Raw genomic sequence first — 22,087 nt, forward strand, 5'->3', positions numbered from 1 at the left:
AAACGAGTGAGGGAATTTCGGGTACGATCCTTCACTAGAAGGGCAAAAAGGTGGTTTATACGTCCTATACTCTGAAATTTTTAATCATCTTCAATTTTCTCCTTAAACAAGTGATGTCATAACAACTGATCGAAAAAAAACAGCTGTTGTTTAACCTGCAACCTTGTTAGATTTTAGATCTATCAAGCGAGGTTATGGATGGGTCGTCGACTCACTGAAGAAGGTTCAAATTTTTTTCTGCCGTTAAGATATAAGATGGCGTGCTAACAGATAGCAACACGCTAGGGTCTCGTCCTGTAGTACTCAGCCAAAATCAATCGCCATTTTTTTCGCTTTAATAGTGACGAGTTTTTGTTGCCATATAACGCTTAGATACTGGGGCCACAGCACCTAAGCGGCTATAATTGAGCGTTCAATTTATCTACAACCCACTCAGGGAGCGTTATGTCAGCCTCACGTATCGGAGCAACCGTTAATCTTACCTTTCTATTGTCTGCTTTATTACTCTTACACGCGTGTGGCGGCGGAGGTTCTGGTTCCGGATCTTCTAGCAGTAGCTCAACAAGTAGTAGCTCTAGTTCCAGCAGCGGGTCTGGCAACAGCATTCCGATTTTAAACCTCCCTGCAAGCTTGGATTGGGCGGAAAATCAAACATTTACCTATACCATTCCTGCCAATGATGACGGTGACCTTATTTACTCGATAAATCAATCTCCAGATGTTGCTCTTTTTACGCTTGATGCAAGCACTGGCCTCTTATCAGCGAGCACTGTATTTGATTTCGAGTCACCCACAGATGCTAATCTGGATGGCATCTTTGAAGTATCAATCACTGTATCGGATCTACAGGGTGAAACAGCTTCCGGTAGTTTCACTATCAACGTACAAAACATAGAAGAATATGAGGCATTTATTACCTTTCCGGTTCCGGGTTCCAATATCGGTGGCAATGAGTCCAATTTGAATATCCGAGGGTATCTTGTTAAAGATGGGGTAAAGCAAACAAGTCAGCCAAGTGATATTGCAATAAATGTCAATGATGTAACTGCGATATTCGAAACTGACGACTCTGGTAATTGGATTGCCGAAACTCCCGTACAGCTAGGCGATAATAGTATTGATGTAGAAGTAACGCAGGCCAACGAGCGGGTTTTCAGAGATGCTTTCAGTCTGCAAAACGTGCCAGTTGCAAACATATGGGCACGGGTTAGCGATGGTATCTCGTCGGTCTATGCCATTTCAGTGGATGGCGCCTTTCTTTTAGAAACAACGATTACCAATGGCGACACAAAAATAATCTCAAGCGCTTCAAATAATGCCAATTGCGCATTCTTTGATAGATTATTGCTCTCTCCTGACGGAAATAAACTGTCTGCTTTGTGCGCCGACACTATTCAAAATAGATCGGTTATTGTTCTGATTGATCTTGAAAATAGTACTTCACAATTTTTCAATATTGATTTTGATTTTACAAGCGACTATTTTTCCGAATGGGTTGAAAACGATTACCTACTTATTCGCCCTAAGATCACTGGCGTAAAACGCTTCTACTTGGTGGATGTCTCTGATGGTTCAGTTAAGGAGTTTGACGTTCTGTTTTCTGAATCGCAGAGTGGTTACGTTAGCGATACGAACCTTTTAATTGATACCCGAACCGTCTACTTGAGCGCAAGGAGGAACGAGCCTTCAACTGGGGTAAAATCAGTATGGGCGTCATTCGAACTCTCACCTGTAATTAACAGTACTGTAGAAACCCTTGAAGCCATGGAGGAGACTGCACTTAATTTTAATACTTACAACCGAATGTCTACCAAAAACGGGGTTGCTTATCTTTCTCTTGGGAAGACCCTGCTAATGACAGATCTTGACACCGGGGTAGAGACTACATTACAACTTGATTCGTCTGTAGCCAACGATCACGGGTTTAGTGGTCCGGTTGTATATATTGGAAATGACTATGCCATTATTCCAACTGTACAACCGATTGGTTTGTTTCGTATCAATTTAATAACCGGGGTTGGAACGGCCATTGGAAGCGATCCAAAAATCCAACTCTCGAACTTTTCCTCTGTAAACCAAGCTCAAACTGAGCTCGCCACGTACTCTTACATTAATAAAACCATTCAGAGGATAGATCTGCTCAATTATGAGATCGTTGAATCTCATGATTTAACAAGTACCTCTTTCTACCCTTATAGTGCGTTTGAGTATGCGAGTTTTGACGTCGACAATAAAACTCTGCTTCGTTCCAACTTGCATAGCTGGTCTGGCGAACCACCGAATGACAAGCCAATCCTTCTAGCTTACGATATTGAAAATCAAACGGACACCCCACTTCTCACAACAAATGATGTACAAAATCATCTGAACCTTTCAGACGCAAGGTTTACGATTGGCAAAGCAGTCGCAACTGATGATAGTAACATCATATGGTTTACTATGTTTATCACCGAAGGCGAAGGCTTCTTTGCTGATTATTACGACGGTATTTTTTCATTAAATATTCAAACTAGGGAAATAGATACCTTGTATTTCTATACTTATCCTTCTGGTTATAATGTCTTTTCCTCGCCGTCCATAAGTGATTTTTCTCCGGAATTAGACGGTGTTTTATTCGTTAAATCTTATGAGGGATATGTAAAAGCACTCAACGCCACTGGCAATATTGAAACATTGATTGAATCTGGGACACCCTATCATTCAACTAATTCTCCGGTTATTGATAATACTAACAACCTAATTTACTTCACCGGTTTATATGAAGATATAGAAACAGGCCACGCTGATTCCAGCTCATCCGAAATTATTGAGTATAATTTGGATACAGGCGAACAACGTTTAGTTGCCTCGCAAGCAAAGGGCAGTGGTTTAAACCTCATTGGGCTAAACTCGCTAAATACGCAGAAAAAATTAATCTATGGATTTGCGCATGGAAATTTATTGGTTATTGATATTTATACGGGTGATAGAGTGATTAAGGCGTTTGATTAATAATTACAGCAGTTACGGTTTGATTCGGGTAATCCATTCTATTCTGCACCCTAATGAACATCAAGAAAGGGTAAGTAGAATGAATGGCTTGCTGGATATAGAATACAAAAACTGTGCTGTGAATACTTAACGGACCTTAGCACGATAATGTACTCTGACCATGCAGCCACTCCGCTGAAACATTTTGATTTACTTGCCTGCTTTTGATTCCAGTCCACAAGCTTAAAAGCTCTCGTATTTGTTCTATGGAAAAACCCTGGTTGTGAGAGCGGTAGATGGTTTCCACCGCTTTAGCAACAATGTATTTGAAGCAACGCTCAGGCTACTAAACGCCATTGCTGCACCGGCTAGCATTGGGTTGAGTAAGCCCATTGCAGCAAGCGGAATGCCTAACAAATTGTATATAAGTGCCCAAAAAAGATTTTGGAGAATTTTTCTATAGGTGTGTTTCGATATATTAATGGCAGCAACCACGCGCAAGGGGTCGCTTTGCATTAAGGTAATGCCCGCTGTTTGCATTGCCACATCGGTACCCGCCGCCATGGCAATTCCCACATGCACTCGCTGTTTCGGTAGGTTGTACCCACGCCTACCAATGCTGCCAACAAACCTTTCCCTAAGTCCGTATAAAAAACCCCCAACTGAGAACAGTTGGGGTTTGGTTTTTGGTGGAGGCGGGGGGATTTGATTCGGGCCATCCTTGGCCCTCACCCCTTCGGGGCGACCTTTCGGTCGTCTAAAACGGCTGTCCTGCCGTTTTGTGAACCCCGACTTTGCGAGTTAAAACGCCAAACGGCAGCCAATAAAAAACCCCAACCCTTGCGGGTTGAGGTTTTGTATTGGTGGAGGCGGGGGGATTTGAACCCCCGTCCGCCAGCTCTCTATCTGCGGCTCTACATGCTTAGTTTCCGTCTATTGATTTAGCTCATCTACAGCCCGGCGGGCAGGACGTAGGAAGCGAGTTCGCTTTAGTTTCGCAATGTCATCACGATCTATATGACACAGCTATTCAGTTCTATATGACAGTCTTTAACGCGGTACTGACACCTTACTAAAGACCGCTAGCGGCGAACCACTAGATGGTGCTTCACAGGGCTGCTTACGCAGCTAGTTGGGCACCGTAGTTGTCATCATTGGCAACTGATTGGTTTGCAGCTTTGGATTAACGTGATTGGCTACCATCACGACATGCACCTTAGACTTTGATACCGGCGTCGAATCCTAATCGCCCCCGGAGCTCACTTGCGTGAACCTGCTGTTTGGCTGAAGCCGAAAGCAGCAGGGGATTATATACCAGTTTAGTGAGGAATGCGCTGGCTCTGCTAAGGCGATTGACTTGGCAGTTGGGTGTTGCTGATAAAGGCGAGTGATTTGCCGTCTGGCGACCAGCTGGGAACGTTGATGGTGCCTTGGCCGCCGTATATGTAGGCGATGATGCTGGGTTCGCCGCCATCGATGGGCATTTGGCGTAGGTATACGTGGCGATAGAAGGGGTGGTCGCCGGAGTCTATGTCGCTCATATAGGAGAGGAAGACTAGGCTTTTGCCGTCTGGCGATAGGTGTGGGAACCAGTCGTTGTAGCTGTCGAAGGTGAGTTGGGTTTGGTTGCTGCCGTCGGCGTTCATGCGCCAGAGCTGCATGGTGCCGGTGCGGTTGGAGTTGAAGTAGATGAATTTGCCGTCGGCGCTGTATTCCGAGCCATCGTCTAGGGTGGCGGTGTTGGTCAGTTGGGTTTCAACGCCGCTGGCGATGTCGATGTGGTAGATGTCGTATTGATCCTTGCGGTTGGCGGTAAATACCATACCTTTGTCGTCGGGCGAGTAGCCGTGTAAAAACGAGTGGCCAATGCCAGTTTTGGTGATTTGTTTGGGCTTGTCGCTGCCGGTTATGGGCAGGGTGTAGATGGTGGAGCGACGTTCGTCGTCGATGTTGTGGTGGCTTATGGCAAGACTTTTGCCGTCCCACGAGAGTACGTGGTCGTTGTTGTTTTGGTTGGCAAAGCCGGTGTTGATCTGGGTTGGGGTGTAATTTGCTTTGTCGGCGTTGGCGAGGTCGAAATTGTACATCAGGCCGTTGGCATTATAGATAAGGCTTTTGCCGTCGTGCGTCCAGTTGGGTGCTTGTAGCGAGTCGGGTGAGCGGTAGAGAATGCGGCGCTGTTTGCTGGCGAGGTTTAGCACTTCTATGTTGCTGCCAATGTAGTCGCGGTAGGGTTGAAAATCTGGCGCGGCGGGGCGGATGATTCGAACATTGTCGAAGCTTGCGGTTTCGATTACCTCGGGGTTGTGGGCGCTAAGGGCGAGGCCTACATAAACCTCGTCGCCTAACTTTAGATGGGAAACCTGTGTGGTTTGAAAGGGCTCGCCGTGTTTGGCGGCGGACATAATAAACACGTCGCCGCGTCGTTCTAACTGAATCACATTGGTGTTAGTAAGGTTTAAGCGGTATTCGCTGGTGTCGCCGCCGGTTTTGGCTCGAAACTGCAGTGCGGTTAGGCCGTCGCCGTGGACGGTTGCGTTAACGTGGGCTGCTTGTGATGCCAGGCTGGAGCGCACGGTCCAACCGGCTTTGCGATGCGGGTCTACGCCTTCGCCTTGGAATTGAATTCGGGCTCGCACAATAAAGTCGCCGTTCATTCGGTTCCAAGCAAAGTGCATTTCGTCATGCTGGCCCCAGATGTTCGCACCAGAGGCGGTCATGGTGTAGCTTTGATTTTTTGCATCATAGCTAAGGCTGCCGCGATTTTTCACAGGCCCGATATCGGCATTGTCGCTAAATTGGCCAACAACTTGCGCGATAGCATTGGAGCTAACAGCTAGGCTCGCAAAACATAACCACATAAAAACAAAATACTTGGCGTTTAGCTGTTTCGGTAACGGCAAGATTGATTTTATGGGTGCTGGTAGCGCGGTTTGTATGAAGTGTCGGGCGTATATAAATAGCTGCATGAACGAAGCCTCATTAATGGCATTGGAATAGCGATGCCAGCCTTGGTAAAAAACGTGCGAATTTGAAGGTTATTGTTATTTGTGAGCTGAAAAATTGTTAGTAGAGCACTATGAAAGTCGATGCGTGAAGGGCAGGTCAATGTTATTCGGTTACGCCCAAAAAGTGTTAAGTCGGAGAGGAAAAGCTAAGCGCTGGCATTGGCTGACAATCTAAACCGCTAAAAAGGCTGATGATCATACTGTAATCGCCTAGAATTGGGTTTGGGCTACATCTATAAGGTTAAACAGCGCTCGATCTGTTTGGCTTTACATTCATACATTTAAATACACTCCTACTAAACGCGCGTGCTTGTAGCGTTTGCGGTTAGCTATTGGAGTTATACGAGGTTGCTATGTTTACTCTTTCACCTAAACCTTTTACTCGCGCACTGGCGTTTGGCGTTGTTGCCGGTGTTATGGCGCTGGGTTCTCATGCCGTTACGGCCGCCGATGCGGTGCAAACAAGCGTAAAAATCGAAACAAAAAACCAAGGGGCGGTGATAAACAAAGCCATTTATGGCCAGTTTATGGAGCACCTTGGGCGCGGTATTTACGAGGGGGTTTGGGTTGGTGAAGATTCAAAAATCCCTAATACTAAGGGCTATCGCAAAGATGTTCTTGCGGCATTAAAAGAGTTGCAGGTGCCGCTGTTACGTTGGCCCGGCGGCTGCTTTGCCGATGAATACCACTGGCGCGATGGCATTGGCCCACGCGATAAGCGCCCCGCAACGGTAAATACCACTTGGGGCGGCGTTACCGATGACAATGCGTTTGGTACTCATGAGTTTATGACCTTTGCCGAAATGCTGGGTGCCGAGGTGTATATCAATGGCAACCTCGGTACGGGAACACCACAGGAAATGGCGGCGTGGTTGGAATACCTAACCTCAGACAGCCAATCTACGCTGGCGAATATGCGCCGGGCTAATGGTCGCGACAAGCCTTGGAAGGTTGATTACTTTGCCATCGGTAACGAGGCGTGGGGCTGCGGCGGCACTATGACGCCAGAGTATTACACCAATCTTTACAAACACTACGCGACCTTCTTAAAAACGCCAGAAGACAATCGTCCAATTTTAATTGCCAGTGGCGGCCATACAGATCAAACCGAGTGGACTACAACGCTAATGGAGAACGTTCCAGAAACCTGGAGCATGCGGATGGATGCAATTAGCCATCACTACTACACCTTGCCTACCGGCGATTGGGCAAAGCATGGCGCAGCGTTAGGTTTTAATGAAAGCGAATGGTTCGACACTATGTTTAATACCTTGCGTATTGAAGATTTTATTAAAACCAATACGGCCATTATGGATAAGCACGACCCCGAGAAAAAAGTCGGCTTTTATGTGGACGAATGGGGTACATGGTACGACGTTGCCGAGGGTGATAACCCCGGCTTTTTATATCAGCAAAACAGTTTGCGCGATGCCGTGTTAGCCGGTTTGAATTTGAATATTTTTCATGCCTATGCCGAACGCGTGCGTATGTCGAATATTGCGCAAATGGTCAATGTGTTGCAGGCGATGATTCTTACCGATAAGGAAAAAATGCTGCTAACACCTACCTACCACGTTTTTAAAATGTATATCCCGTTTCAGGATGCGACCTCGCTACCCATTAGTATTAAGGGCGAAAACAGCTATGTGCTTGGCGACAAAGAAATCCCGATGGTGAGTGCATCTGCGGCTATTTCAACGTCTGGCAAGTATTACCTCGCCTTGGTAAATGCCCACCCAAGTGAGAGCCGTAAGCTTGCAATCGAAGCCGATAAAACCTTTAGTCGGGTAAAGGGCCAAGTGTTAACCGCCGATGCAATGGACGCACACAATACGTTTAAGCAGCCAAATAATTTGCAGCCTAAGGCCTACAAGCAAAAAGCCAAAGACGGAAAGCTAATACTTGATTTGCCAGCCAAGTCGGTTGTGGTGGTGGAATTGCTAGACTGAGTTTAGTCGTAGCTAAATGTTAGATGCGCTCTAGCGACGCAAGCAAGTGGTTCGCGCAATTAGAAAAGCCAGCTTATATGGGAAGCCATAAACGCTGGCTTTTTTATTGCGGCAATATTTTATGCTTGGCAAGGTTGCCTTTTTTACAGGGGCCTAGTTCAGTGGCGCTTTTGGGAGACGTTAACTCAATAAGTTTACGGCTGCCGTTGCGAAGTTCGTCAATTCCCCAGCGATAGCGAGGAATACTGTTAAATAACATATCAAACGAACCGTCGAGTTGCGCTAGGCGTAAGCCTTCGCTAAGTCGGTCGGCTAAAGCACTGTTGTGGCGATGGACAAAAAACCGGAAGGTATTTGGGTAGTGCAGTAAAAGATTTTTCTCTATGACTAGACGTAGGTGAGGGCGACGCTCGGATTCTGTTTGTATTTGATAAATCCCCCGGGAAAAGTAATCGAAGCGCTTAGCCGACAGCATTTTAAAAATTTCTTCATAACCGGGCGCGGTTACCAAAGGTAATTTATTTTGTTTCATTATCGCTATATCTGGCCATTGCTCGCCCATTCCACCGGTAAGTTTTGCTAAGTCGGAGCGGGAATTTACCTGATCAAAACGTGGTTGATCATCCCCACGAATAAGTAGTAGTCGATAATTACTAAGATCTTTTAACAGGGAGTAGCCAACAGGCTGAAGGTCGCAGTCGTAATGAGAACTTGTGTTGCTCCAAATAACGTCAATATCGCCACTTTGTAGGGTTTGACGTAAAAGGTCATCGACAACGACGGTATGATACTCCTTTACCTGAAAAGACCCGTTAGTAGCGATGGTTTTGGATAGTGCAAGCTTGAGGAGACGAATGAAGTAGTAGCCTTCGTGGTTTATGTCGTCAGACTCTGTAAGGGGCACAACGATAGTGTCGATTTCGTTAGTGTCTATATCGCTAGTGTCATTAGCTGCAGCTGCTACTAGCGGCAGCTGCCACAACAGCAGGAAATAAAGTAATTTCACTGTTATATAGCGATTAGATCTGTTTTTCGAATTGCCCATAGCAAAACTCTAGTATCGAACGGACGGCTGGTTACAAAAAATCATATTGCCAGTATAGCGGCTTAAGACTAAATACTAGACGAACTTGGCGCGAGAGTCAGCAATCACATTTTCAATGGCTGTTATTGGCTGCTGTTAACGGGGGATTGGGGTTGCACTCGGCTAGGCTTACGCCGCGTTGGTCGATGGGGCGCAAATTGATTTGCGTGCGTTTCTTTGTGGTTAGCTCACGCATTGCCCATTGATAGCGTGGGATGCTGTTAAATAACGTATCAAAAGAGCCGTCTTTTTGCGCGGCGAGTAATCCGGTCTCTATGCGCTGGGCGAGTAGAGTATTTTCCCGTTTTACAAAAAAATAAAACGCACTGGGGTAGTAGAGTTGAAGGTGGTCTTCTATTTTTAAATTAAGCTCAGGGTATAGGTTTACTTCAGACTGAACTTGAAAAACACCACGGGAAAAGTAGTCGAAACGTTTGGCCGCCAACATATGGAAAATTTTGCCGTAACCGGGAGCTGTAACAACCGGTAGATTGTTGGATTTCATCACCTTGGTATCCGGCCATTGCGCACCCATTCCACCTTTAAATTTTCTGAGTTGATCTAAGTTGGTAAGCTTACTAAAGCGCGGCTGATCGTCTTCTCTAATTAAAAGTAGTCGATAATTAGTAAGGTCTTTTAAAAGCGAAACGCCAATTGGGCGCATTTCACATTCGTACAGCGGGTTGGTATTGCTCCAAATAATATCAATGGGCCCTGTTTTTAATGTTTGCCGAAGACGGTTATCTACCGTAAAAGAGTCGTACTCTTGTAGTGTGTAGGGGCCGTATTCGGCAACGGTTTTGTTGAGGGCTAATTGTAATAGCCGAGTGAAATAGTAGTCTTCGTGATCGACATTATTAGAGCTGGATTTGGGAATAATAAACGTGGCACCGGCTTCGACTGGTGCTGATGATAAAACCAGGGTCAGCGAAGCGAAATAGAAGGCAGTTAAGTAGAGAACAGTTAAACAAAAGCTGTTGCAACAATAAGGGTTGCAACAGCGTGTAGCTACTTGACGTAGTTTTAACGACGAATTAAAAATCACAACTTTTCTCGCAACACGCTGTTTGCTGTAAAAGTACTGAACCAAAAAGTACCTAGCCATCACTTACGTATACATCATAGCCCATTATTAGCCAGAGCCGGGGGCGTAGGGGAATTTACGTGTTTTGAATTCGTCGAGTGTCCCACTTGGTGGTGTCAGCCCAGTTGGAATGGGCCGTTTTGAGAATGTTTGAAAATACAATACCGACGCGTCTCGCCACCAATTGGCCTCTTTTACCTGAATCTCTAAGGCCATCTTTACCTGGTTGAATTGAAGTGGGTCTATTTTGCCTTCGAGGTTCAGCCATTGCTCCTGCATAGCGGCGACATCTTCCGCACCTTTGTAGTAGTGCCGCACCAGCTCATCCCAAAGGCTGTGGCCGGATTGCATGGTGTAATCCCAGGCAAGGTGATGGAACCAAAGTAGAAGGTTTTCGGGGGTGGTTTCCGGCTTACTAAAGCGCTCTTTTAAGGGGGCGTGGTATTGGCTTACGGCATCCACACCGGTCGGTGAGCGGTCGAAACCAATGCCGTTTGCATCGGCACGATGATAATACACCGGTGTCCAATCGGCGCGACCAAGGTTGTCGACCCAGGGGCCAGGGCCGTAGTGGTGGCCGGTATCCATTAAGTGGTGAAGCCCGAGGGGGGTCATATAGTTAACCACCTGCTCGCGGGATGCCATCATCATGGCGGTCACTTTTTCTACAACAAGGGAGTCGGTCGAGAGTGTCATACGTACCCATTCTTCGGCAATGTGCTGCGAGCTTAGGCTGTGATCCCATGAAAGCCGGCCGAATACGTACCAGTTGGCCTGCAGAATAATATGCCCCGTCCAGTTTCTATCGCTGCCGATATTGGCAACGCCTGCCATACCGGAAATGCTGTTGTTAAACAGCGAGCCATCAATCACCTTGGCAACGCTAGAGCCTTCGCCTTTGGCGTAGGTGTCACTGCGCAACACCTCCTCGTACAGCGGCCCTAAATACGCGAGATGGGTACTAAAGCCCAAGTACTCTTGGGTGATTTGAAACTCCATCATTAGCGGCGTCTTGGGTGTGGCGCCAAATAGTGGGCTAAACGGTTCGCGCGGCTGGAAGTCGATGGGGCCATTTTTGACCTGCACTAAAACGTTATCGCGAAACTTTCCATCAAGCGGTTTAAATTCCGAATAGGCTTGTTTTGAACGCTCTTCATTTTTTTCGTTGGCGTAAACAAAGGCTCGCCACATCACCACACCTTTATAGGGGGCGAGTGCGTCGGCTAGCATATTGGCGCCCTCGGCGTGAGTGCGACCGAAGTCGCCGGGGCCGGGTTGGCCTTCGGAATTAGCTTTAACTAAAAATCCGCCGAAATCTGGAATGGTGGTGTAAATCTCTTTTACTTTTTCGTCCCACCATTTTTGTACATTTTTGTTGAGTGGGTCGGATGTTTCCAGGCCGCCTAATAATTGCGGTGAGCTAAATTTAATCGAGAGATAAACCTTAATACCGTAGGGCCGAAAAATATCCGCGAGGCTAGCGACCTTGGCGAGATATTCCGGTGTTAGCATAATCGGGTTGGCGTTGACGTTATTCAGCACGGTGCCATTAATGCCAATCGAAGCATTCGCGCGCGCATAATCATAGTAGCGCTGGTATTGGTAGTCGGGCAGCTTGTGCCAGTCCCAAATACTTTGCCCCGCGTAGCCGCGTTCTACATGACGATCGGGATTGTCCCAATGGTTGAGAATACGAATATCTAATGCCGGTTGTTGCTGTATATCGAGGTCGACAATCGAGCTGTGGGTTTGCACTAAACGCAGTAGATGGAAGCTACCGTAAAGAGCACCAACGTCGGTATTGGCTGCGACCAAAAGCTGGCGGCCATTTTTTAACTGCACGGTTTTGATTAGGTAGCCTTCGTCACCCACGGCCTTTAACTGGCGAGTTAATTTTGCGCTGCGAATGGCTGTAGCTATGGTTTTCGATGAGCTTGGGGTGCCAATTATTAAGGTTGGGACATGGGTTGAATCGCCTTTATTGGCCGTTAGGTTGTTTAGGTGCTGCTCACGAACCTTTTCGCCGAGCAGGCTGGGTAGTGCGTAATCAAGTTCACTGCGTATTCGATCACTTGTGATCGAGTTGCCATCGACACGCCAGCTGCCAATTGCTTTCACGTAGTTTGAGCGCAATTCTGCGTCGCTAATCAGGTCGTACTTGAGCCAGAGGCGATAGCCATCTTCGCCACTTAATATTGGTTGAGCTTGGCTTGCTGATGCAAAAAATACGGTGGCAATGATTAGGCTATAGCGCTTTAAAAACGCCACCGCGCCCAGTTTTCTGAATCTAATATTCATTATTATTTTCTCTACTAAAAATTTTCTCGTATAAAAACACTCAAAATCAATTGCTGCGAACGATAGAAATAATTTGTTCGCGATATTGCGTGGCCGCTAAGTAGGGCGCTTGCCCTGAGCCAACGGTTAGTTTGGCGCGGCCAAAATAGTTTTGTGTGTTGCCTTGGTTATCAATATAGGTCATGGCGCTGGCAGGAATCGTAAACTGTAGTTGCTTGGTGTCGCCGCCGTTAAGCTCGCTGCGGTTAAATTCCACCAGCTGTCGCTGCGGTGTTGCAATCGGTGCATCTAGCAAGCTTAGGTAGACTTGGCTAACCTCTTCCCCGGCACGTTCGCTGCTATTGGTAAGCTTTACGGTAAGTTCTATATCGGTATTTTCGACAATCGTGATCGGTTTTTGTTGTGCGGCTTCACCATTGATAACGAGTTGGCTATAGCCGAAGTTACTGTAACTTAAGCCGTAGCCAAAGGGGTAAAGTGGCGTGCCGCGATAATAGCGATAGGTGCGATTTTCCATGGTGTAATCTTTAAAACCGGGTAGGTCATTTAGCCCTTTGTAAAAGGTGATCGGAAGTCGTCCCGATGGATTGGTGTCTCCCCATAAAAGTTTTGCCAGCGCTGTGCCGGTGGCTTCGCCTGGGTAAAACCCCTGCACAATGGCATTAAGATTTTTGTCTTCCCAATTTAAAGCCATGGCGCTACCGCTAAAATTTACCAGTACAATTGGTTTCCCAAGCTTGCGAAGTTTGCGCAGTAGTTTCTTTTGCGCTTTGGGTAGTTCGATATCGGTGCGGTCGCCGTGGTCGAAGCCTTTAATCGATACCGGCATTTCTTCGCCTTCTAAGTCCGCCGAAATTCCGCCCATAAAAATAATGACATCGGCTTTTTTGCCAGCGGCAATGGCTTCGGTTTGGAGGTCGCGCGAGTGATTAATCCAGCGCAGTTGTGCATAGGCGTCGATTGGATTGCCCCACCAGGTGCGCAAGAAAGTTTGTTCGGCGCTAAAGGCATAATGTTCACCTGCGTTTAATGTTATTGGCCCCCGTACTTCCTTGCCGTTAATGGTGAGGGTTTCGCGGGTTTTAAATTCGTATTCGCCGCTGTTTTGCGGAACTAGCACGCCGCGCCACTGCACCGTAAATTCATCGCGCAGGCTGTTGTCGAGCGGCGAACGCGACCAATAGAAATCAATGTTGGCATCAACGCGGCTGATGCTAGCGGTTGTTTCGGTGGTGCGCTTGCTGCTTTCATGCGGGCCATCTGAATTTATGGCGTAGTAGTTGGCGATTAAGCCGGGTTCGAGTATGCCATTGTTATCGTGGAAAAAATTTTCTGGCCCGACGACATCAAAGTGGCTGTATTGCTGCTGCGCTAGGGCAGAACCCGGAGCGTAGCTAACGTTGTTCTCACCTAGGTAGGATTGAATCCCCGCGAGTGGCGTAACCGGATTAATGGGTTCGCCGTTGTAGTTGCCGATTAGGACTGTTGGGTTGGTGGCATTGGGGCCAATTACCGCAACTGATATGTTTTTGTCTAACGGCAGAACGCCATCATTTTTTAATAGAACAAATGATTTTTCTGCAGCTGTTTCGGTTAGTGTTAAATGTTGTGTACTGCCGACTTGGTCGAGGCTTAGTTTGCTAAAAGGCACGGCGTCTTGCGGGTCGAACATGCCCAGCTTAAAGCGCGTGTGGAATAATCTTTTGACGGCGGTATCGATTTCTTGTTCGGTTATTAGGCCGCGCTGTAGCGCAAAATGTAAATTGCTAAACACACTGAGGTGGTCGGTGCCGCAATTAAGGTCGGTACCGGTACGTACGGCGCGCGCTGCCGCCGCCGCTGGCGACTTGACCACTCTATGGCCGTCGAACCGATAAAAATCCCAAATGGCGCCGCAGTCAGAGACAACATGGCCATCGAATTGATAGCGGTCGCGCAGAATATCTTTGAGCAACTTTGAGTTGCCGCAGGCTGGCTCGCCATTTACACGGTTGTAGGCGCACATAACCGATTCGACATTGGCTTCGACCACGGCTTTTTCAAACGCGGGGAGGTAGGTTTCGTAGAGGTCTTTGTCGCTTGGGTGATAATCGTCGGAGTGGCGAGATTTTTCTGGGCCGCTGTGTACTGCAAAGTGTTTGGCCATCGCCGCAGTTTTAAGATATTTCGGGTCGTCGCCTTGTAAGCCCTGAATAAATTCCACGGCGAGTTCGCCGGTTAGGTAGGGGTCTTCGCCGTAGGTTTCTTGTCCGCGCCCCCAGCGTGGATCGCGGAAAATATTAATATTCGGCGACCAAAAGGTTAAGCCGGTATAACGAAACACCACATCGTTGTCGATAAAGTTGTGATACTTCGCGCGGCCTTCGTCGGAAATGGCGGTGGCGATTTCATGGTGAAGTTCGCGATCCCACATGGCCGCTAAGCCGATAGCCTGCGGGAATACCGTGGCTTTCCCGGCGCGAGCCACACCGTGTAGTGCTTCGTTCCACCAGTTGTATTCGGGAATGCCTAAACGCTCAATCGCTGGAGCCTCGTTGTACATTTGGGCGATTTTTTCGCTAGTGGTCATGCGTGCAACGAGGTCGTCGACCCGTTTCTCGATGCTTAGCGCAGTATTTAAATAGGGAACCTCAGAGGTGCTTTCTGCTGTATTGGCGTTTGCGCTAGCAGTCGTAAAGCCGATTGTTGAACATAAGGTGGTGAAAGCTAGCCAGCGGGCGACGGATTTTACAAGGAACATGGGATCTCGCTTTGTAAGTGCAGGAAAGACGTAACCTCTATGGTAATAGTAAAAATGACTATTTCCCAGCAGGCTAGATAAATATATACCCAGCAAATGTATGGCTTGGGCTATTTATTGATAGTTGAAAATACAAGCGTAGCAGCCCTGGGGAAAGGCATTAAAGGTTGCGCTGGATAAAGAAGGGGGCGGGAAGTGCTATTTAGCGTCTACCCGCATAGAGCGTTGTTTTTCACGGTCCCAGTCGCGTTCCTTGGCAGATTCGCGCTTGTCGTGAAGCTGTTTACCCTTGGCAATGGCGATTTCGCATTTTACCAAGTGCTGCTTCCAGTAAAGAGCGGTGGCCACAATGGTGTAGCCTTTTTGCTCGGTTGCTTCACGCAGTTTATTGAGCTCGCGACGGTGCAACAGCAGCTTGCGAGTGCGAGTGGGTTCGGTAACGAAATGCGTTGAGGCTTGGGGTAATGGCTGAATCTGTACGCCGTGGAGCCAGGCTTCGTCGCGGTGGAATACCACGTAACTTTCGGTTAGCTGGCCACGCTGTGCGCGCAGTGCTTTTACTTCCCAACCGGTGAGCGCAAGTCCAGCCTCGAATCTATCTTCAATAAAATAGTCGTGCCGCGCGCGTCGATTTTGGGCGATGGTGTTATCGCCAGGTTTTTTCTTTTTAGAAGCCATGGCGGCGGATTATAGGGCCTGCGTCCGTCATATCCTAGTCTTCTTCCTGTAATAACCGCTACAATCGCCGCAAACATAACGATTTTTAATATCGCTTGGGGAGAGCATCCATGGATAAACGCAAAATGCATGGGGTATGGGCAAGTCGCTGGACCTTTATCCTTGCAGCCACTGGGTCTGCTGTTGGCTTGGGGAATATTTGGAAATTCCCTTATATTGCAGGCGAAAATGGTGGCGGTGCTTTTGTTCTGATCTACCTGCTGTGTATCGCGCTCATCGGTATTCCGGTAATGATGGCGGAGGTGTTAATTGGCCGCCGCGGTAGAATGAGCCCCATCAACGCCATGCGCTACGTTACCAGTGAGGCCGGTTTGCACGGCGGCTGGACGGCGATTGGCTGGATGGGGGTGGTCGCCGGATTAATGATAATGGCTTTTTATAGTGTTGTAGCCGGCTGGGCGGTTAACTACATTTTTGCGCTGGCTTCGGGTGAGTTTAGCAGCGCTGTGGGGACGGTCAGTACAGGTTATTTTGATGCGCTACTTGCCAATAACGGTAAGCAAGCCATGTGGCACAGCATTTTTAGCTTTATGACCTTTGCGGTGGTCGCGGCGGGTGTTACCCGAGGTTTGGGTATGGTGGCGAGAGTGTTGATGCCATTTTTGTTTGTTGTTTTGATTTTGCTGCTCGGCTATGGCGTGGTTGAAGGTGACTTTGCGGCGGCGTTTCGTTTTTTGTTCGAATTTCATTTTGAAAAGCTTACTTGGAATGGTGTGCTAGTCGCACTTGGTCACGCCTTCTTTACCTTGAGCTTGGGGATGGGAGCAATCATGGCCTACGGCGCCTATATGCCAGACCATTCATCAATCGGCCGTACCATTATTACTGTAGGGCTATTAGATACGGTGGTGGCTTTGGTCGCTGGTTTGGCTATATTCCCTATCGTTTTTGCAACGCCGGGGATTGAGCCTGGCTCTGGCCCTGGGTTGATGTTTGTTAGCTTGCCCGTAGCCTTTGGCTCAATGCCACTGGGGCTAATATTTGGCACACTGTTTTTCATGCTGGTGACGGTCGCCGCGTGGAGCTCGGCCGTATCGCTCATTGAGCCGGGTGTGGCTTGGCTAGTGGAAACCGGTAAGTTCAACCGAATCAAAGCGACGTTCCTGTTGGCGTTTGTTGCTTGGTGTGGTGGTTTGGCTTCTATTTGGAACGGTGCGATCTTTAATGCGCTCGATTTTCTTACTGCGCAAATTATGTTGCCGCTTGGCGGTTTGTTTATCGCGGTGTTTGTCGGCTGGTTAATGAAACGAGACGTGGTTGCCAAGGAGATGGACGGCGAAGAACATCCGTTATTCGAAATTTGGCGTTTCGTTTTGCGCTATATTTCGCCGGTATTGGTGGCGTTAGTTATGGGACTTAGCCTTTACAGTAAATTGTTCGGCTAGGAGCGGGAATGAAACGAATAGAGCGATCTGCGCTGGTGGGTTATTCCGCCGAACAAATGTATCAGCTGGTTAACGATTTTGAATCCTACCCGCAATTTATGAAAGGCTGTGTAGGAGCTGAACTGTTGTCGCGAGGTGAGGACTGGTTAGAAGCGCGTCTAGAGCTGTCTAAGGCGGGTATCCAGCAGTCATTCGTGACACACAATGACCTGATTCCGCCAACGACCATGCGCTTACGGTTAGTCGAAGGGCCCTTCACGCATATGGAGGGAGAGTGGTTTTTTCAGGCTCTCTCTGCCACTGCGTGTAAAGTCAACTTCTGGCTAGAGTTTGAGTTTTCCAATAAACTGCTCGGCTTCGCGGCTGGTCGTTTATTTGAGCAGGCCGCCAGTGAGCAGGTTGATGCATTGTGTCGACGTGCGAAAACCGTTTACGGCTAGTTGCTTTCACGTCCGGTATGTTTGTGTAAGTACCTTACGGCGGCTAAGTGATAGCTAAATTTAAAAGTGTCTTTGTAGGCTTAGATTATTGTGAGTGATATTGAACCCGTAAGTGTAGAAGTCGCCTATGCTCTGCCGCACAAGCAGAGAATTATTGAGGTGCTGGTAGCGCCGGGCACCACCGCTTATGTAGCGGTAGAGAAGTCTGGGATAGTGAAAGAATTCCCTGACGTGGATCTCGAGAATGCAAAAATGGGATTGTTTGGCCAAGCGCTAGGCACCAAGGGCTTGAAGCCACCGCGTGAATATGAAGTGCAAAGTGGTGATCGCATTGAGATTTATCGACCGCTAATTTGTGATCCAAAAGAAGTTAGGCGCAAGCGTGCCGAAAAAAATAAGGGCTAAGACCGAGATCTTAGCCCTTATTTTGGGGCCGATATTGCCAAAACCTGCTATTGGCATTGTAGGAGGCTCTTTGTGTCGTCTAGCTATGCGTGTCGTCTAGCTATGTGTTTAGCTAGCCTTTTGAGCTTTGTGGCTCTTCTCTAGGCAGAGTCGTTGATTGGTTCGCGCGGTGCCTGAGGGGGCAGCTCGTTGCCATTTTTCGGACTCGACTCATCGTCAACGCTTTCGGCATCATCAGAATTGCCTGTTGAGTCAGCTTTGTCTTTGTCGGCGCTACTTTTGCGCGCTTTGCGTGAAGGTTGGTAATCTCCTTCCCAGCTCACTACGCGTTCGTTTTCAAAGAACACCTTAAAGTGGTATTCCTTAATCACCTTTTCGCCGCGTCGTACGTTGTAGTAGTAATCCCAGCGATCTGGGTGGAACGAGTCGGTAATAAGCGCATTCCCCATTACGAAGCGTACCTGCTCGGGGGTCATGCCAACTTCTAACTGTTCTACCATATCTTCTTCAACGTAGTTCCCTTGTTGCACGAAAATGCGATATGCCCAAGGGAATTGGAAGTTGGAACAGCCACTGAGGTGAAAGGCTAGAAGGGCGCTAATGACGATTTTAAATGTTAATTTCATATCTACGGTTTTCAAAACTCAATAGGGCGGGGATAATACCCGAAAATTCAATAAGACGCTAAGCCCACGTGAGGAGCGATTAGATGGCAATGGAAAATCAGGAATTACGCAAAGCAGGCCTGAAGGTAACTCTACCGCGAGTTAAGATTCTGCAATTGCTAGAAAATTCCGAAGATCGTCATTTAAGTGCAGAAGATGTCTATAAATTGTTGTTAGAAGCCGGTGAAGATGTCGGTTTGGCGACGGTATATCGTGTCTTAACACAGTTTGAAAGTGCCGGTTTGGTTGAGCGGCACAACTTTGATGGCGGTCATTCGGTGTTCGAACTGGATCGCGGCGATCATCACGATCATATGGTGTGTATCGAAAGTGGAACCGTAATTGAGTTTCACAATGAGAAAATTGAATCGCTACAGCGCGAAATAGCGGCTGAGCATGGCTACGAAATTTCGGGTCACAGTTTGGTTCTTTACGTAAAACCGCTTAAAAGCTAGAAATCGCTAGCCTAGATAAGTATTGCCATCTTTGCCGCTTGCGCCGGACGGTATAGCTAAAAGTAGCTAGAGCCAGAAGTCGCCAAAATAAAAACAGCCAGAAGCGGTCAAATTTCGAGTGCTTAGGTTTTGTTGTTGTTTTTCTTCACATGAGCGCCGTTGATATAGTTTAGGCGCCGGCACCCTGCCGCATCATTTCCTTGGCGTGCGCGAGAGACTTTTGAGAGTCTGCTGGGCCGCCCATCATCCGCGCGATTTCTGCGATTTTTTCCTTGTCCGACAGTTCTGCCACCCGTGAAAGGGTTTCTTTTTCGTTACTCTGTTTGCTCACGAGCAAGTGGTGGTGAGCTTTGCTCGCCACTTGCGCCAAGTGAGTTACACAGAAAATTTGTGCCGACTGGCCCAATTCACGCAGCAGTTTGCCTACTTCATCCCCTGTAGCGCCGCCAATACCAACATCAACTTCGTCGAAGATGAGTGTAGGTGTTGTAGATGTTTGCGCGGTTACCACTTGAATGGCTAGGCTTACGCGTGACAATTCGCCGCCAGATGCAACTTTGACCAATGGCTTTGCCGCTTGCCCTGGGTTTGTGCTGATCAAGAATTCAACCATTTCATTGCCATTGATGCTGGGTTCGTGCAGTTGTGTATCGCTAGCGGAATTAAGTGCGATACTGAGATTTGCGTTGCTCATTGCCAGTTGGGCAAGCTTGTCGTTAACCGCTTTAGCAAGACGTGCGGCCGCGAATTGGCGTTGTTCGCTGAGCTCGTTGGCAAGCTGTCGGTATATCTTTTCGATGTTGGCGCGCTGCTGTTCTAGCGCTTCTATTTGTTCGTCTCCACTTTGCAGCCCCGCCAATTCTTGGCTGAGGTTGTTGTGGAGCTCTTCGAGCGCCTCTGGTGTAACCCGGTGTTTGCGCGCAATATCGTAAATCGCACTCAGGCGGGCCTCGACTTCGGGCAGCCGTGCGGGGTCGGCATCTTGTCCGTCTAGGTAGCGATCTAGTTCTGATTGAGCTTCTTGAACATGAATCAAGGCATTGCGCAGGAGTGATTCCGCTTCGCTAACGCCAGTGGGTGTGGAGTCGAGTTTTTGCAGAAGTGCCACGGCTTGATTGATTCGGTCTTGCAGGCCTTCGTCGTCGCTGCAGAGGCTGACAACGTGGCGGCAGTGGGTGTCGATAGTCTCGGCATTGGCGAGATGGTTTTGCTCGGCTTCCAACTGCTGTAATTCGCCCGGTTCCAGCCCCAGTTGATCCAGCTCTTGCACCTGATAGTGCAGTAGCTGAAAGCGCGCGTTTAGTTCGTCGTTTTGGCTCTGCATTTCCATAAGAGTATTGTTTAGGTCGCGCCATTCTCGGTAGGACTCTTTGACCTGCTTCGATAAGGGTTGTAAACCGCCGAAGGCGTCGAGTAGGCGCTGATGTGTTTTGGTGTTGAGAAGTGACTGGTGTTCGTGCTGGCTGTGGATATCTATCAGCATGTCGCCGAGCGTTCGCAGCTGGCTAAGGGTGACGGTCTGGCCGTTAATGTAAGAGCGTGAGCGACCGTCGGTAGCGATAATACGCCTTAAAATACACTCGTCACCCGCCGCAAGCTCATGCTCTAGCAGCCATTTTTTTGCAAAGGAGAGCTGGCTTATATCAAAGCTAGCGTGAATCTCAGCTTTCTTTTTACCTACTCGAACCTTGTCAGCTTCCGCGCGATCGCCAAGCGCTAAACCCAGAGCACCCAGCATAATCGACTTACCTGCGCCGGTTTCCCCTGTGATGGTGCTGAGCCCGCTATGCAGCTCGAGATCGAGCTGGTCGACTAAGGTGAAATCGGTGATGTGAAGGTGAGTTAGCACAGGTAGTCCTCGTGGCGAACGGTTTTCGGGCTGGGATGTAACTTCGTCTGTTTAGTGTTTTTATATCCAGTGGTTGGTGGCTATTTATACAGTGGTTCATGTTTTGGTTGCAAGTAAATTTTAAGAATTGTTCGATCAGCGTACTTTTTACTCAAAAGATGATGAGCTTTTAGGCTTGAATGTGTCGGTGTCGCCCCCATATTGGCAGGCAAACTAAACTAGGTTATTCGCACAATTGTTACTTGGGAGATGAGTGTGATCGACGATAAGCAAACACAAAACGAAGCGGCCGACGGCTTGGACGAGGATCAGGTGACCCTCGACGCCGAGTTAGATTCGAGCGGTGAACCGCAACCTGCGTCAGAGCAAGCTTCTGATCGCGAAGAGTTGTTGGCAACTATTGCGCGCTTGGAGCAAGAGCTGCAGGACGCCAAAGAGCAGGTGTTACGCACCGCTGCAGAGGCGCAAAATGTACGTCGCCGTGCGGAGATGGACGTTGAAAAGGCTCACAAGTTCGGCGTAGAAAAATTTGTCAGCGATATGCTGCCGGTTGCCGATAACTTAGTGCGCGCTGTCGACGCCGCGAGCGCTGAGGGTGCTGAAATGTCAGCCGTAATTGAAGGCGTAGAGTTGACCTTGAAATCGCTTATGGACGGACTTAAGCGCCACAATGTAGAAACCGTTAATCCTGAAGGTGAGCCCTTCGACCCACAGCTGCACCAGGCGATGACCGCAGTGCCTCAGCCAGATGTAGAGCCTAACACCGTGATCAATGTGTTCCAGTGTGGCTACACTTTGCACGGCCGTTTGGTCCGTCCGGCGATGGTGGTGGTGTCGAAAGCACCTGAATAAATAATGTGCAGCCCTTGAATAATCTCAGGCGGCACCAATATTGAAGAACAAGCGAGCAGCGGTGCTGACAAGGTGTTACATCTAGAGATCAGCCCGCCATGATCAGACAAGAATTTTACCAGCGTGCCTAGGCCCGCTGGCGCAAAGACAAACTGGAGACTTTAA

16 protein-coding genes and 1 other RNA gene are annotated in these 22,087 nt (G+C 48.3%); 7 read left to right on the forward strand and 10 right to left on the reverse strand.

Annotated elements, in window-relative coordinates; genetic code table 11:
• Positions 1-444: 444 nt before the first annotated feature.
• The gene (locus tag IDZ20_RS07965; protein WP_188150901.1) at positions 445-2,991 is read left to right on the forward strand and encodes a hypothetical protein; all 2,547 of its coding nucleotides are present in this window, start codon (positions 445-447) and stop codon (positions 2,989-2,991) included.
• Positions 2,992-3,234: 243 nt separating this feature from the next.
• Here the strand turns inward: IDZ20_RS07965 and IDZ20_RS07970 are convergent, their stop codons facing one another.
• The 3 genes from IDZ20_RS07970 to IDZ20_RS07980 form a co-directional block, all read right to left on the reverse strand.
• Positions 3,235-3,546: a hypothetical protein gene (locus tag IDZ20_RS07970; RefSeq protein WP_281250556.1), complete on the reverse strand. Its 312-nt coding sequence runs from the start codon at positions 3,544-3,546 to the stop codon at positions 3,235-3,237.
• 285 nt (positions 3,547-3,831) lie between these two features.
• Positions 3,832-4,224: a transfer-messenger RNA gene (gene ssrA, locus IDZ20_RS07975) on the reverse strand.
• A gap of 89 nt (positions 4,225-4,313) precedes the next feature.
• Positions 4,314-5,939, reverse strand: coding sequence for a TolB family protein (locus IDZ20_RS07980; RefSeq protein WP_223144935.1), 1,626 nt, complete (start codon positions 5,937-5,939; stop codon positions 4,314-4,316).
• A 455-nt stretch (positions 5,940-6,394) separates the two neighbouring features.
• Here IDZ20_RS07980 and IDZ20_RS07985 point away from each other — a divergent pair, with 455 nt between their 5' ends.
• Positions 6,395-7,927, forward strand: a complete 1,533-nt coding sequence (locus tag IDZ20_RS07985) for an alpha-L-arabinofuranosidase C-terminal domain-containing protein (RefSeq protein WP_188150948.1) — start codon at positions 6,395-6,397, stop codon at positions 7,925-7,927.
• A gap of 103 nt (positions 7,928-8,030) precedes the next feature.
• Here IDZ20_RS07985 and IDZ20_RS07990 read toward each other — a convergent pair whose 3' ends face one another.
• The 5 genes from IDZ20_RS07990 to smpB form a co-directional block, all read right to left on the reverse strand.
• Positions 8,031-8,972, reverse strand: a complete 942-nt coding sequence (locus IDZ20_RS07990) for a type 2 periplasmic-binding domain-containing protein (protein ID WP_188150902.1) — start codon at positions 8,970-8,972, stop codon at positions 8,031-8,033.
• Positions 8,973-9,084: 112 nt separating this feature from the next.
• The gene (locus IDZ20_RS07995; RefSeq protein WP_188150903.1) at positions 9,085-10,056 is read right to left on the reverse strand and encodes a type 2 periplasmic-binding domain-containing protein; all 972 of its coding nucleotides are present in this window, start codon (positions 10,054-10,056) and stop codon (positions 9,085-9,087) included.
• Between the two features lie 87 nt (positions 10,057-10,143).
• Positions 10,144-12,393: an alpha-glucuronidase family glycosyl hydrolase gene (locus IDZ20_RS08000; protein WP_188150904.1), complete on the reverse strand. Its 2,250-nt coding sequence runs from the start codon at positions 12,391-12,393 to the stop codon at positions 10,144-10,146.
• Between the two features lie 46 nt (positions 12,394-12,439).
• A complete protein-coding gene (locus IDZ20_RS08005; protein WP_188150905.1) occupies positions 12,440-15,133 on the reverse strand; it encodes a glycoside hydrolase family 3 C-terminal domain-containing protein in 2,694 nt (897 codons plus the stop codon).
• Positions 15,134-15,331: 198 nt separating this feature from the next.
• On the reverse strand, positions 15,332-15,811 hold the full coding sequence (gene smpB / locus IDZ20_RS08010) for an SsrA-binding protein SmpB (protein WP_188150906.1): 480 nt from the start codon (positions 15,809-15,811) through the stop codon (positions 15,332-15,334).
• 110 nt (positions 15,812-15,921) lie between these two features.
• Here smpB and IDZ20_RS08015 point away from each other — a divergent pair, with 110 nt between their 5' ends.
• The 3 genes from IDZ20_RS08015 to IDZ20_RS08025 all read left to right on the forward strand — a co-directional run bounded on the left by IDZ20_RS08015 (position 15,922) and on the right by IDZ20_RS08025 (position 18,101).
• Complete coding sequence (locus tag IDZ20_RS08015; RefSeq protein WP_188150907.1) at positions 15,922-17,256, forward strand: sodium-dependent transporter; 1,335 nt, start codon at positions 15,922-15,924, stop codon at positions 17,254-17,256.
• An 8-nt stretch (positions 17,257-17,264) separates the two neighbouring features.
• Positions 17,265-17,696 carry a type II toxin-antitoxin system RatA family toxin gene (locus IDZ20_RS08020; protein ID WP_188150908.1) on the forward strand — a complete coding sequence of 144 codons (432 nt, stop codon included), beginning with the start codon at positions 17,265-17,267 and terminating at the stop codon, positions 17,694-17,696.
• A 90-nt stretch (positions 17,697-17,786) separates the two neighbouring features.
• A complete protein-coding gene (locus IDZ20_RS08025; protein WP_188150909.1) occupies positions 17,787-18,101 on the forward strand; it encodes an RnfH family protein in 315 nt (104 codons plus the stop codon).
• A 140-nt stretch (positions 18,102-18,241) separates the two neighbouring features.
• On the opposite strand, the gene IDZ20_RS08030 is transcribed toward IDZ20_RS08025, so the two are convergent.
• On the reverse strand, positions 18,242-18,727 hold the full coding sequence (locus IDZ20_RS08030; RefSeq protein WP_188150910.1) for an outer membrane protein assembly factor BamE: 486 nt from the start codon (positions 18,725-18,727) through the stop codon (positions 18,242-18,244).
• A gap of 83 nt (positions 18,728-18,810) precedes the next feature.
• Here IDZ20_RS08030 and fur point away from each other — a divergent pair, with 83 nt between their 5' ends.
• Entirely contained in the window at positions 18,811-19,221 is a 411-nt protein-coding gene (gene fur, locus IDZ20_RS08035) for a ferric iron uptake transcriptional regulator (RefSeq protein WP_188150911.1), read from the forward strand.
• Between the two features lie 169 nt (positions 19,222-19,390).
• Here fur and recN read toward each other — a convergent pair whose 3' ends face one another.
• Positions 19,391-21,070: a DNA repair protein RecN gene (gene recN, locus IDZ20_RS08040; protein ID WP_188150912.1), complete on the reverse strand. Its 1,680-nt coding sequence runs from the start codon at positions 21,068-21,070 to the stop codon at positions 19,391-19,393.
• Positions 21,071-21,319: 249 nt separating this feature from the next.
• Here recN and grpE point away from each other — a divergent pair, with 249 nt between their 5' ends.
• On the forward strand, positions 21,320-21,922 hold the full coding sequence (grpE, locus tag IDZ20_RS08045; RefSeq protein ID WP_188150913.1) for a nucleotide exchange factor GrpE: 603 nt from the start codon (positions 21,320-21,322) through the stop codon (positions 21,920-21,922).
• The last annotated feature ends 165 nt before the right edge of the window (positions 21,923-22,087 follow it).

Origin of the sequence: Teredinibacter waterburyi, assembly GCF_001922985.1 — a bacterium.
Taxonomy (GTDB): Bacteria; Pseudomonadota; Gammaproteobacteria; order Pseudomonadales; family Cellvibrionaceae; genus Teredinibacter; species Teredinibacter waterburyi.